12 protein-coding genes are annotated in these 12,446 nt (G+C 68.1%); 8 read left to right on the forward strand and 4 right to left on the reverse strand.

Annotated elements, in window-relative coordinates:
- Window positions 1–3 precede the first annotated feature (3 nt).
- The 3 genes from yidD to rpmH are packed head-to-tail and all read right to left on the reverse strand — an operon-like array spanning window position 4 to window position 824.
- The gene (yidD, locus tag RL72_RS19475; RefSeq protein ID WP_082072246.1) at window positions 4–354 is read right to left on the reverse strand and encodes a membrane protein insertion efficiency factor YidD; all 351 of its coding nucleotides are present in this window, start codon (window positions 352–354) and stop codon (window positions 4–6) included.
- On the reverse strand, window positions 351–683 hold the full coding sequence (gene rnpA, locus RL72_RS07550; protein WP_082072247.1) for a ribonuclease P protein component: 333 nt from the start codon (window positions 681–683) through the stop codon (window positions 351–353). The genes yidD and rnpA overlap by 4 nt, the downstream gene beginning before the upstream one ends.
- Window positions 684–686: 3 nt before the next feature.
- A complete protein-coding gene (gene rpmH / locus RL72_RS07555; RefSeq protein ID WP_045250217.1) occupies window positions 687–824 on the reverse strand; it encodes a 50S ribosomal protein L34 in 138 nt (45 codons plus the stop codon).
- A 300-nt stretch (window positions 825–1,124) separates the two neighbouring features.
- Here rpmH and dnaA point away from each other — a divergent pair, with 300 nt between their 5' ends.
- From dnaA to RL72_RS07595, 8 genes are all read left to right on the forward strand, one after another.
- A complete protein-coding gene (dnaA, locus tag RL72_RS07560) occupies window positions 1,125–2,525 on the forward strand; it encodes a chromosomal replication initiator protein DnaA (protein ID WP_045250218.1) in 1,401 nt (466 codons plus the stop codon).
- A gap of 522 nt (window positions 2,526–3,047) precedes the next feature.
- The gene (dnaN, locus tag RL72_RS07565) at window positions 3,048–4,187 is read left to right on the forward strand and encodes a DNA polymerase III subunit beta (protein WP_045250219.1); all 1,140 of its coding nucleotides are present in this window, start codon (window positions 3,048–3,050) and stop codon (window positions 4,185–4,187) included.
- Window positions 4,187–4,639: a GNAT family N-acetyltransferase gene (locus tag RL72_RS07570; protein WP_045250220.1), complete on the forward strand. Its 453-nt coding sequence runs from the start codon at window positions 4,187–4,189 to the stop codon at window positions 4,637–4,639. Before dnaN ends, RL72_RS07570 begins: the two co-directional genes overlap by 1 nt.
- A 54-nt stretch (window positions 4,640–4,693) precedes the next feature.
- Complete coding sequence (gene recF / locus RL72_RS07575; protein WP_045250221.1) at window positions 4,694–5,893, forward strand: DNA replication/repair protein RecF; 1,200 nt, start codon at window positions 4,694–4,696, stop codon at window positions 5,891–5,893.
- Complete coding sequence (locus RL72_RS07580) at window positions 5,886–6,377, forward strand: DciA family protein (protein WP_045250222.1); 492 nt, start codon at window positions 5,886–5,888, stop codon at window positions 6,375–6,377. Before recF ends, RL72_RS07580 begins: the two co-directional genes overlap by 8 nt.
- A 118-nt stretch (window positions 6,378–6,495) precedes the next feature.
- Window positions 6,496–8,580, forward strand: coding sequence for a DNA topoisomerase (ATP-hydrolyzing) subunit B (gyrB, locus tag RL72_RS07585; RefSeq protein ID WP_082072248.1), 2,085 nt, complete (start codon window positions 6,496–6,498; stop codon window positions 8,578–8,580).
- 65 nt (window positions 8,581–8,645) lie between these two features.
- On the forward strand, window positions 8,646–11,225 hold the full coding sequence (gyrA, locus tag RL72_RS07590) for a DNA gyrase subunit A (RefSeq protein ID WP_045250223.1): 2,580 nt from the start codon (window positions 8,646–8,648) through the stop codon (window positions 11,223–11,225).
- The gene (locus RL72_RS07595; protein WP_045250224.1) at window positions 11,222–11,623 is read left to right on the forward strand and encodes a DUF3566 domain-containing protein; all 402 of its coding nucleotides are present in this window, start codon (window positions 11,222–11,224) and stop codon (window positions 11,621–11,623) included. Before gyrA ends, RL72_RS07595 begins: the two co-directional genes overlap by 4 nt.
- 81 nt (window positions 11,624–11,704) lie before the next feature.
- Here RL72_RS07595 and RL72_RS07600 read toward each other — a convergent pair whose 3' ends face one another.
- On the reverse strand, window positions 11,705–12,418 hold the full coding sequence (locus tag RL72_RS07600) for a VIT1/CCC1 transporter family protein (RefSeq protein ID WP_045250225.1): 714 nt from the start codon (window positions 12,416–12,418) through the stop codon (window positions 11,705–11,707).
- Between the last annotated feature and the right edge of the window lie 28 nt (window positions 12,419–12,446).

A 12,446-nucleotide genomic window follows, 5' to 3' on the forward strand; every position in this document is an offset into this window, starting at 1 on the left:
TGATCAGTCCTTTCGGGAGGGTACGACGAATCCTCGAGGCGTGAGGGCGTGTCGGAAGTTCTTGTGCGGCGGCACATCGTCCACACCGCCGTGGCTCCAGGGATTGCAGCGCAGGATCCGCCACGCCGAAAGGCCTGCGCCCTTCACCGCGCCATGCTGTTGCACCGCACCTACAGCGTAGGCGGAACAGCTGGGGTAGTAGGCACAGACATCGCCGTACAGAGGCGAGATCACCGCGCGATACGCGGTGAGGAACCCGAGGAACAGATTCCTCGGCACGAGCGGAACCGCCCGCAGCGCATCAGGGCCATGCAGATGCGCCGTTCCTCGGGAGTATGCGGGCAGGGCGCTCATCGCACACCTCGGGCGACCGCGCGATCGACATCGGCCAGCAACTCGGTGAACGGGGCCGTCGCCGCAGCGGGCAGGGCGCGGATCACCAGGTCGACGCCGTCGGGCAGCGGGAGCTGGCGTGCGCAGACGTCTTTTAGACGTCGCCGGATCGTGTTCCGGGTCACTGCGTTCCCCACCTGCTTGCTCACGATGAAACCGAAGCGCACGGGGCGCTCCTCACCGGTGTCGAGCACCGAGACGATCAGCCGGGGCCCGCCGTATCGCCGCCCGCGCCGAACCACCGTACGGTAGTCGGACCCGCGGGTGAGTCGATGCGGGCGGGCGAGCACGGATTACGCCGAGAGCTCGGCACGGCCCTTCGAGCGGCGTGCCGACAGGATGGCGCGGCCGGCGCGGGTGCGCATGCGGGCACGGAAGCCGTGCTTCTTGGCGCGGCGACGGTTGTTGGGCTGGAAAGTGCGCTTGCTCATGATTTCTCCGGGAAGGGAAGCTGTCACCGGGATCGATGCGGCCGGAGACGGGTGGACAAAGACTGCCGAAATGGCATAAGTCAACCGATTAAGGCTACGACGTCGATCCCCACATCGCAAACCGAGCAGGCGAAAGCAACATTATCCACACCTGTGGACGGATCCGCCCACAGGGACACGCCGGCGGCGAGAGCCAGTCACAGCTTGCCCTGGAGGCACCTCGCTGACTACCGTGGCACGAGCAGTTATCCACAGGAGCGCGATCGAATCCGCCGCTGTGCCGAGTCACCCGGGGGAACCATGTCCGCATCCGCAGCGTCCGACGTCCCGATCTGGGACGAGCTGCTCGCCGAGCTGGCCGGCGACGAGCGCGTCACCGCCCCGCTGCAGGGATTCCTCAACCTCGCCGTCCCCGCCGGCGTGATGACCGCCACGCTCTACCTCGAGGTGCCCAACGATCTCACCGCCGGGCAGATCAACAAGCGGCTGCGCCTGCCGATCATGGAGGCCCTCGCGCGCATCGGCGACGAGGTCACGTCCTTCCGGGTCACGGTCAACCACGACATGGTGGATCAGCAGACCGTGCCGATCCCCGTGACGGACTTCGCATCGGCCCGCCAGGAGCCCGCTCGCGTCGAGTCGCCCATCGAGCAGCAGCCCACGCCGATCCGCCACGAGTCGCGCCTCAACCCGAAGTACGTCTTCGACAACTTCGTCATCGGGCAGTCCAACCGCTTCGCCCACGCGGCGGCGGTGGCCGTGGCCGAGGCGCCGGCGAAGGCCTACAACCCGCTCTTCATCTACGGCGGTCCGGGCCTCGGCAAGACCCACCTCCTGCACGCCATCGGCGACTACGCGCAGTCCCTGTACGCCGGGGTCAAGGTGCGCTACGTGTCGAGCGAGGAGTTCACGAACGACTTCATCAACTCGATCGCGAACAACCGCGGATCCGCCTTCCAGGCGCGGTACCGCGAGGTCGACATCCTCATGATCGACGACATCCAGTTCCTCCAGGGTCGCGCGGAGACCCAGGAGGCGTTCTTCCACACGTTCAACCAGCTGCACGACCACAACAAGCAGGTCGTCATCACGAGCGATGTGCCGCCGAAGCACCTCACCGGCTTCGAGGAGCGGATGCGCAGCCGCTTCGAGTGGGGCCTGATCACCGACGTGCAGGCGCCCGACCTCGAGACGCGCATCGCGATCCTCCGCAAGAAGGCGCAGAGCGAGCAGCTCCACGTGCCGGACGACGTGCTGGAGTACATCGCGACCAAGGTGTCCTCGAACATCCGCGAGCTCGAGGGCGCGCTCATCCGCGCGACCGCCTTCGCGAACCTGAACCGCTCGGCCCTCGACATCGCCACTGCCCAGACCGCGCTGCGCGACATCGTCGACCAGGACGAGGACAGCATCGTCTCGCCGACCGACATCATCACCACCACGGCGAACTACTTCAAGCTCACCGAGGACGACCTCTACGGCTCCAGCCGGTCGCAGCAGATCGCGACCGCACGCCAGATCGCCATGTATCTGTGCCGCGAGCGCACCAATCTCTCGCTCCCCAAGATCGGCCAGCTCTTCGGCAACCGCGACCACACCACTGTGATGTACGCGTACAAGAAGATCAGCGAGCTCATGAAGGAGCGTCGCGCGATCTTCAACCAGGTGACCGAGATCACCGCGCAGCTCAGCCGGCGCTGAGCCCGGTCTCGGCTCGCACACCCCGGCACGGATCCCCGCTCATCGGCCCCAGGACGGCCGTGAGCGGCTTCGACGCGCCCGGAGGGCGGATTCTGGCATGCGCCCGGTCCGCGCGTCCACATGTGGATAACTTGGGGATATCTCCGCGATCGGACGGCGTGGATTCCCCACATCGGACCCCGATCTGTGGATAACTCGGGGACGGCGAGGAAGCGACCCCGCCCCGAGACCCCACTGTTTCCGCAGGATCTCCACAAGTGACAGACGTGTAGTTCCCTACAGCCGCAAAGCATCCCCAGACTTATCCACAGTCTCCACAGGTGTTAACACCGTTAAGAACTCCTTTCGAATCTCCGGCCATCGATCACCTCCCGGTGCCGGGCTGGGGACGGATCCGGATCCGAGGGCCCTCGACCTGGACGCGACGCTTCGTGGCATTAGCATGGGATCCCCTGGTGTGTGCCAGCGGACGGAGGGCGCCATCGGCGCGACCCTTCGGAATCAGTCGACGAAGGAGCACCGGTGAGGTTCCAGGTCAATCGCGATGTGTTCAGCGAAGCAGTGTCCTTCGTCGTCAAGCTCCTGCCGCAGCGCAACCCGCAGCCGATCTTGGCCGGTGTGCTGATCGAGGCGGGCGACGGCGGTCTCACCCTGTCGGCGTTCGACTACGAGGCGTCCGCCCGCACCACGATCGAGGCCACGGTCGACGAACCGGGCACGATCCTCGTGCACGGGCGACTGCTCTCCGACATCGCCAGCCGACTGCCCAATGCGCCCATCGAGATCTCGGTCGAGGAGGACGGCGGCATCGCCGTCCGCTGCGGATCCGCGCGCTTCACGCTCGCCGCCATGCCGGTCGAGGAGTATCCGTCGATCCCCGAGGTCTCGGGCACCAGCGGACTGGTGCCCGCGGAGGAGTTCGGCACCGCGATCGCCCAGGTCGCCTTCGCCGCGTCCCGCGACGATGTCACGCCTGTGCTCACGGGCGTCCAGCTCGAAGTCGGCGACAACACGCTGAGCCTGGTCGCCACCGACCGCTACCGCGTGTCTCTGCGCGACGTGCCGTGGGACGGCGAGGGCGGCGAGCAGACCGCACTGGTCCCGGCGCGCACGCTCCAGGAGGTCGGGAAGACCTTCGGCCACGCCGGCACGATCCAGATCTCGTTCTCCGGCGCCGGCGATCGCGAGATCATCGCCTTCACCGCGGGCAACAAGACCGTGACCTCGCTGCTGATCAAGGGAAACTTCCCCCCGGTCAGGCGACTTTTCCCGGAGCAGACCGACCACCACGCGGTCGTCAGCACCGCCGACCTCATGGAGGCGGTCCGCCGCGTCGCCCTCGTGCTGGACCGCTCGGCTCCCCTGCGATTCACGTTCGATACGTCGAGCGTCACCATGGACGCGTCGGGCGGGGAGCAGGCCCGTGCCTCCGAGTCGGTCGACGCCCACCTGAACGGCGAGGACGTGACCCTCGGCCTCAACCCGCAGTACCTGCTCGAGGCGCTCGGCGCGGTCAAGAGCGAGTTCGTGCGTGTGACGTTCACCTCCTCTGACAACGCCAACAAGCTCAGCCCGGTTCTGATCACCAGCCAGACCTCGGTCGACCAGGCGGGACTCGACTCGTTCAAGTACCTCCTGCAGCCGAACCTCCTGCTGCGCTGATGCGCCTGGACCCGATCGATCCCGCCCTCGCGGCGCGGATCGTCGCCCGGGACGAGCGTGCCGGCGACGACTGGCACGCGGAATACCCGTTCGAGGACGAGCGGGATCCGCTGCGCGCGCTCGCGGCGCGGGAATACGCGGATCCGGTGTTCACGATGTACGTCATCCGCGATGACGAGGGCGTCGCCGTCGGAGGTTTCGGGTTCTTCGGTCCGCCCGACCAGAGCGGCACGGTCGAGTTCGGCTACGGCCTGGTGCCCTCGGCGCGGGGTCGGGGGCTCGCGACCGCGGCGGTCGCCGAAGGCCTGCGGATCGCGGCGGCGCACGGAGCCGTCCGCGCGATCGCGGACACCGAGGAGACGAACTCCGCTTCGCTCGCCGTGCTCGCCCGCTCCGGCATGACCGAGACGCGACGCGAGAACGGCTTCGTCCACGTCGCGCGCGAGCTCTGATCGCGGGCGCTCCGCCCGGTCCCGCTGTCGGAGACCGCGGGTAAGGTTGCTCGGGTGATTGTGGAGCACCTCAGCCTCGTGGACTTCCGCAATTACGCGACCGCCGAACTCACGCTGCACCGCGGTCCGAACGTGCTCGTCGGGCGCAACGGCCAGGGCAAGACCAACCTCGCCGAGGCGATCGTCTTCCTCGCGACCCTGGGCTCCCACCGGGTCTCCTCGGACGCCCCCATGGTGCGCGACGGCCACGAGGCTGCGATCGTCCGCGCGCGGCTCGCGCACGGTGCGAGAAAAGTCCTGATCGAAGTCCAGATCAATCGGCAGGGATCGAACAAGGCGCGGATCAACGGCGCCCCGGGACGCACCGCCGACCTCCCCCGCTACGCACATGTCGTGCTCTTCGCTCCGGAGGATCTGCAGATCGTGCGCGGCGATCCGTCCTCGCGGCGGCGCTTCGCCGACCAGCTGCTGATCCAGCGCACCCCGCGCATGTCCGCTGTGCTCGCCGACTACGACCGGGTGCTGCGCCAGCGCACCGCGCTGCTGAAGTCGGCCCGGGCGCGCGGGATCAAGGCGGAGGCCCTCAGCACGCTCGACGTCTGGGACGACAAGCTCATCGCGCTCGGCTCCGAGATCATCGACGCGCGCTCCCGCCTCGCGGCGGACCTGCAGCCCGGCGTGGCGGACGCGTACGCCGCGATCGCCGGCGAGGATCACGATCCGCGGCTGCACTGGGCGCAGTCCATCCGCGGGGGCGACCCCGAAGAGGGGGACGACGCCGAGGATGCCGCCGGTTCCGGCACCACGGCGGAGCTGTTCCGCGCCGCCCTCTCGGCGAAGCGTCCGGCCGAGCTGGAGCGCGGCCTCACCCTGGTCGGTCCGCATCGCGACGATCTCGTGCTGCGGGTGCGGGACCTGCCGGTCAAGGGATACGCCTCGCACGGGGAGTGCTGGTCGATCGCGCTCGCGCTGCGACTCGCCTCGGCGGAGCTGCTGCGCGCGGAGTCGCCGGCCGGGGACCCGGTGCTGATCCTCGACGACGTCTTCGCCGAGCTCGACGCCGAGCGTCGCCGGCGGCTGGCCGGGATCACCGCCGGGTACGAGCAGGTGCTGGTGACCGCCGCCGTGGAGGAGGACATCCCCGAGGTGCTGCACCGGCACGTGGTGCGCATCTCCGCCGGCACCATCACGGACGAGCGCGAGGCCGTGCCCGCCGCCCCCGACCTCGACGACGCGGAGGCGCACGATGGCTGAGCACGGCGAACCCGAGATCCCGGAGACCGTCGCGACCTACCTGCGCCTGCGCGGGCTCAAGCCGAGCTCGAAGAACTGGAAGCGCAAGAAGCGGATCGTCGACGACGAGAACGCGCCGTTCACGCCGGGCCGGGATCCGGGATCGCTCGGCGACGTGCTCGCGAAGCTCACCCGCGACGCGGGCTGGGAAGCGGCGCTGAGCCGTGAGGACCTGGTGCTGCAGTGGGCGGAGCTGGCGGGGCCGGACACCGCCAAGCACTCCGAGCCGGTGTCGCTCGAGGGCGGGATGCTCACCGTCAAATGCGACTCGACGGCGTGGGCGAAGAACCTGCAGTACATGCGCGCGGTCATCATCACGGAGATCGGCCGGCGATACCCGGAGGCCGGAGTCGAGAACATCCGCTTCGTCGGACCGGACGTCCCTTCCTGGAAATGGGGCCCCAGAGTCGCTCCAGGGCGCGGTCCGCGCGATACCTACGGCTAGGACATGATCCGTCCTGCTCCACCGTCGTTAAGGCGCGCAGAAGCGCGTACAACGAGACAGGAAGGGGTCTTTCCGATAGACTGAGAGCCTAGATCTTCGATGTGGAGCCTCCCCTCAGATGACGCCTGAAACCCCCTCTGACGCGAACGAATCGACCCAGACGGGGGCTGAAGCACCCGGATCCGCGACGATTTCGAACGACTCCGGTGCTCCCGCGGCCCAGGCGGCGGAGTACGGCGCCGACTCGATCCAGATCCTCGAGGGTCTCGAGGCCGTGCGCAAGCGCCCCGGCATGTACATCGGATCCACGGGTCCGCGCGGACTCCACCACCTCGTGTACGAGATCGTGGACAACTCCGTCGACGAGGCCCTCGCCGGCTACGCCGACACGATCCTGGTCACGCTGCTCGCCGACGGCGGTGTGCGCGTGGTCGACAACGGTCGCGGCATCCCCGTCGACCCGCACTCCTCCGACCCGACCAAGTCGACGGTCGAGGTGGTGCTGACGATCCTGCACGCCGGCGGCAAGTTCGGCGGCGGGGCCTACGCGGTCTCGGGCGGACTGCACGGCGTCGGCTCCTCCGTCGTGAACGCGCTGTCCACGCGCTTCGAGGTCGAGGTCAAGCAGAAGGGCTTCGTCTGGCGGCACAGCTTCGCCGACGGCGGCGCCCCGCAGCAGCAGCTCGAGAAGGGCGAGGCCACGACCGAGACCGGAACCGCGATCACGTTCTGGCCGGACGGCACCATCTTCCAGGAGACCGTCGAGTTCGACTACGACACCCTCCGCACCCGGTTCCAGCAGATGGCGTTCCTGAACAAGGGCCTGCGCATCGAGCTGCACGACGAGCGCGAGGGCGCGACGGTCGACGAGGAGGTCGACGGCACCGTCGTGACCCGCCAGCGCGCCGACGTCTTCTTCTACGAGCGGGGACTCGTCGACTACGTCGAGTACCTGAACCACGTGCGCAAGGCCGATGTGGTCAATGACGAGATCATCGCTTTCGAGTCCGAGGACACGGCGCGCAAGATCTCCCTCGAGGTCGCGATGCAGTGGACCACCGGCTACACGGAGAACGTGTTCACCTACGCCAACACGATCAACACGCACGAGGGCGGCACCCACGAGGAGGGCTTCCGCGCCGCGCTGACGACGCTCGTCAACCGCTACGCGCGCGCCAACAACATCCTCAAGGAGAAGGACGACAACCTCACGGGCGACGATGTGCGCGAGGGACTCACGGCCGTCATCTCGATCAAGCTGGGCGAGCCGCAGTTCGAGGGCCAGACGAAGACCAAGCTGGGCAACACCGAGGCGAAGGCGTTCACGCAGAAGGTCGTCGGCGATCAGCTCGGCGACTGGTTCGACCGGAACCCGAAGCAGGCCAGGAACGTGGTGACGAAGGCCGTCGAGGCCGCGACCGCGCGCATGGCCGCACGCAAGGCGCGCGAGACTGCGCGCCGCAAGAGCGTGTTCGAGTCGGCGGCGATGCCGGACAAGCTCAAGGACTGCACCAGCAAGGATCCGTCGATCTCCGAGATCTTCCTCGTGGAGGGCGACTCGGCCGGCGGTTCGGCCGTGCAGGGGCGCGACCCGCACACCCAGGCGATCCTGGCGCTGCGCGGCAAGATCCTGAACGTCGAGCGCGCGCGTCTGGACAAGGCACTGGCCAACAAAGAGGTCCAGGCGATGATCCAGGCCTTCGGCACGGGCATCGGCGAGGACTTCGACCTCGAGAAGGCCCGCTATCACAAGATCGTGCTGATGGCCGATGCCGATGTCGACGGCCAGCACATCACGACGCTGCTGCTCACGCTGCTCTTCCGCTACATGCGCGGGCTCATCGAGGCCGGCTTCGTGTTCCTCGCGATGCCCCCGCTGTACCGCCTGAAGTGGACGAACGCGCCGCACGAGTACGTCTACTCCGACGCCGAGCGCGATGCGCTGCTGAACGACGGGCTCGCGAACGGGAAGCGGATCCCGAAGGACGCCGGCATCCAGCGCTACAAGGGTCTCGGCGAGATGAACGCCAAGGAGCTGTGGGAGACCACGATGGATCACACCACCCGCACGCTCCGTCAGATCACGATCGACGACGCCGCCGCGGCGGATGAGATCTTCAGCGTGCTGATGGGCGAGGACGTCGAGTCGCGCCGCAGCTTCATCCAGCGCAACGCCAAGGACGTGCGGTTCCTCGACATCTGATCCCTTGACGGGATCCGCGCGCCGCAGCGCGCACAGAACTTCTGGACCACTCAGGAAGAGCAGACATGGCTGACGACGAAGAGATCATCACGAACGAGGGTGCGCAGGACATCCGGGACGGCCACAACCACGGCAAGATCGACCAGGTCGACCTGCAGTCGGAGATGCAGCGGTCGTACCTCGACTACGCGATGGCGGTCATCGTCGGTCGTGCGCTCCCCGACGTGCGCGACGGCCTCAAGCCCGTGCACCGCCGTGTGATCTACGGGATGTACGACGGCGGCTTCCGTCCGGACAAGTCGTTCTCCAAGTGCGCCCGCGTGGTAGGCGAGGTGATGGGTCAGTACCACCCGCACGGCGACACCGCCATCTACGACACCCTCGTGCGCCTCGTGCAGCCGTGGTCGCTGCGCTACCCGCTCGCGCTCGGCCAGGGCAACTTCGGCTCCCCGGGCAACATGGGCGCCGCCGCGCCGCGATACACCGAGACGAAGATGGCTCCGCTCGCGCTCGAGATGGTGCGCGACATCGAAGAGGAGACCGTCGACTTCTCGCCGAACTACGACGGCCAGACCGAGGAGCCCGACGTCCTGCCGGCGCGTTTCCCGAACCTGCTCGTGAACGGGTCGATCGGCATCGCGGTGGGCATGGCCACCAACATCCCGCCGCACAACCTGCGCGAGGTGTCCGAGGCCGCGCTCTGGGCGCTGGAGAACCCCGGACTCCCCCGTGAGGAGCTGCTCGACGGGCTGATCCAGCGGATCCCCGGACCGGACTTCCCGACCGGCGCGCAGATCCTCGGCACCAAGGGGATCCACGAGGCGTACCGCACCGGGCGCGGATCCATCACGATGCGCGCGGTGGTCGGCGTCGAGGAGATCCAGGGCCGCACGTGCCTCGTGATCACCGAGCTCCCGTACCAGGTGAACCCCGACAACCTCGCCGTCAAGATCGGCGACCTCGCCCGTGAGGGCAAGATCACCGGCATCGCCGACATCCGCGACGAGTCCAGCGACCGCACCGGTCAGCGTCTCGTGATCGTGCTCAAGCGCGACGCCGTCGCCAAAGTCGTGCTGAACAACCTGTACAAGCACACCCAGCTGCAGGACAACTTCGGCGCGAACATGCTCGCGATCGTCGACGGCGTGCCCCGCACGCTCGCGCTCGACGGCTTCGTCACGCACTGGCTCGACCACCAGATCGAGGTCATCGTGCGGCGCACGAGGTACCGCCTCGCGAAGGCCGAAGCGCGCATGCACATCCTGCAGGGATACCTCAAGGCGCTCGACGCGCTCGACGAGGTCATCGCCCTGATCCGCCGTTCGCCCACCGCGCAGGAGGCGAACGAGGGTCTGCAGCAGCTGCTCGGCATCGACGAGGAGCAGGCGCAGGCCATCCTCGACATGCAGCTGCGGCGCCTGGCCGCGCTCGAGCGCCAGAAGATCATCGACGAGGCGACCGAGCTCGAGGCGCGGATCGCCGACTACAAGGAGATCATCGCCGACGAGGGGCGCCAGCGCACCATCATCCGCGAGGAGCTCACGGCGATCGTCGACCGCTTCGGCGACGAGCGCCGCACGCACATCCTGCACGGCTTCGACGGCGACGTCTCGATGGAAGACCTCATCGCCGAAGAGGAGATGGTCGTCACAGTCACCCGTGAGGGCTACATCAAGCGCACCCGCAGTGACAACTACCGCTCGCAGCACCGCGGCGGCAAGGGCGTCAAGGGCGCGCAGCTGCGCGCCGACGACCTCGTCGAGCACTTCTTCGTGACGACCACGCACCACTGGCTGCTGTTCTTCACGGACAAGGGCCGCGTGTACCGCACCAAGGCGTACGAGATCCCCGAGGCCGGCCGCGATGCGAAGGGCCAGCACGTCGCGAACCTGCTCGCGCTGCAGCCGGACGAGAAGATCGCGCAGATCCTCGACATCCGCGACTACGCCGCGGCGCAGTATCTCGTGCTCGCCACCCGCGGCGGCCTGGTGAAGAAGAGCCGCCTCGGCGACTACGACACCAACCGTCAGGGCGGCGTCATCGCGATCCGCCTCCGCGAGGAGGACGAGCTGGTCAGCGCTTTCCTCGCCGACGCCACCGACGACGTGCTGCTCATCAGCCGCCACGGCATGTCGGTGCGCTTCCACGCGACCGACGAGGCGCTGCGCCCGATGGGCCGCGCCACCGAGGGCGTGAAGGGGATGCGGTTCAACGGCGACGACAGTCTGCTGTCGGCGTCGCTCGTGACGGCCGAGGGCTACGTGTTCGTCGTCACCGACGGCGGCTACGCGAAGCGCACCTCGGTCGACGAATACCGGGTGCAGGGCCGCGGCGGTCAGGGCATCAAGGTCGCGAAACTGAACGATGACCGGGGCATCCTGGCAGGGGGTCTGATCGTCCAGGAAGACGATGAGGTCCTTGTGGTTCTTGCCAGCGGCAAGGTGGTACGCTCTGCCGTGGCCGAGGTGCCGGCGAAGGGTCGCAACACCATGGGCGTGGTTTTCGCCCGGACCGATGAGGACGATCGGATCCTTGCGATCGCGCGGAACACCGAGCGAGGCCTGGCCGACAGCGAAGAGTCCGAGGACTCCGGTGCCGCCCCCGAGACCGAATCCCCCGAAGCCCCCGAAGGAACTGACGCATGAGCACGGTAGCCGACAAGCTCGCGAAGAAGTCGTCCCGGAAGACCTCCAGCAAGCAGGTGCGCCTGCGCCTGGTCTACATCGACTTCTGGTCGGCAGTGAAGCTGTCGTTCCTGGGCGCGATCGCGATCGCCATCGTCACCCTGGTCTCGTTCCTGCTGATCTACCTGGTGGTGGATGCGACGGGTCTCATGGGCAAGGCCGACGAGTTCGTGGCCGGCATCGCCGACGGCGCCAAGCTCAGCAGCCTGATCGGGCTGCCGCAGGTGCTGGCGTTCGGATCCGTCTGCGCGATCCTGAACCTCATCGTCTTCACGGTGATGGGTGCTGTCGTCGCGGGCATCTACAACTTCGCGGTGAAGGTGACGGGCGGCCTGCTCGTCGGGTTCACCTCGAACTGACACCGCCTCGACGCGAGAAGGCCCGGATCCACGGATCCGGGCCTTCGTCGTCCTCCGGGGATTCCCCGAGCGGAGTTCAGGTCACACCACCCCGGTCGTGCCGAGCAGGGTGCCGATGAGCCAGGTCGCGGCGAGAGCCAGTGCGCCGCCGATCACCAGCCGGATCGACGCGCGCGTCGGGCTCGAGCCGCCGATCCGCGCCGAGAGCGCACCGGTCGCCGCGAGGGCGATCAGCACGGCGACGAACGTGACCGGCACACGCCACGCGGGCGGCGGCAGCAGGATCGCCAGCAGCGGCAGGATCGCCCCGGCCGTGAAGGCGATCGCCGAGGAGAGCGCCGCGTGCCAGGGGTTGACGAGATCGTCCTGGTCGATGCCCAGCTCCACCTCGAGGTGCGCGGCGAGGGCGTCGTGGGCGGTGAGCTCGACGGCGACCTGATGCGCGGTCTGCTCGCTGAGCCCGCGCTGCCGGTACAGGTCGGTGAGCTCGGCGAGCTCCTGCTCCGGCATCGTGCGCAACTCCTCGCGCTCCTTGGCGATCAGGGCGTGCTCGCTGTCGCGCTGACTGCTGACGGAGACGTACTCTCCGAGCGCCATCGAGATCGCCCCGCCGATGAGGCCGGCGAGGCCTGCCACCAGCAGCGCGGCGTTGTCGGTCGTCGCACCGGCGACGCCCACGACGAGCGAGGCGACGGAGACGATGCCGTCGTTCGCGCCGAGGACGCCGGCGCGGAGCCAGTTCAGGCGCTGGCCGAGTCCCGTCCCGTGCGGTTCGTCCGGATGTGCCGTGCTCACGACAGATCCTCTCGTTCGCTCAATGCAT

It is taken from the genome of Microbacterium azadirachtae (genome assembly GCF_000956545.1).
GTDB lineage: Bacteria > Actinomycetota > Actinomycetes > Actinomycetales > Microbacteriaceae > Microbacterium > Microbacterium azadirachtae.

What these genes read in the sequence shown, in the direction of transcription:
- rpmH (WP_045250217.1), bottom strand. Translation starts at nt 824, where the DNA reads ATGAGCAAGCGCACTTTCCAGCCCAACAACCGTCGCCGCGCCAAGAAG.
- gyrB (WP_082072248.1), top strand. Translation starts at nt 6,496, where the DNA reads ATGACGCCTGAAACCCCCTCTGACGCGAACGAATCGACCCAGACGGGG.
- dnaA (WP_045250218.1), top strand. Translation starts at nt 1,125, where the DNA reads ATGTCCGCATCCGCAGCGTCCGACGTCCCGATCTGGGACGAGCTGCTC.
- RL72_RS07580 (WP_045250222.1), top strand. Translation starts at nt 5,886, where the DNA reads ATGGCTGAGCACGGCGAACCCGAGATCCCGGAGACCGTCGCGACCTAC.
- yidD (WP_082072246.1), bottom strand. Translation starts at nt 354, where the DNA reads ATGAGCGCCCTGCCCGCATACTCCCGAGGAACGGCGCATCTGCATGGC.
- gyrA (WP_045250223.1), top strand. Translation starts at nt 8,646, where the DNA reads ATGGCTGACGACGAAGAGATCATCACGAACGAGGGTGCGCAGGACATC.
- RL72_RS07595 (WP_045250224.1), top strand. Translation starts at nt 11,222, where the DNA reads ATGAGCACGGTAGCCGACAAGCTCGCGAAGAAGTCGTCCCGGAAGACC.
- RL72_RS07570 (WP_045250220.1), top strand. Translation starts at nt 4,187, where the DNA reads ATGCGCCTGGACCCGATCGATCCCGCCCTCGCGGCGCGGATCGTCGCC.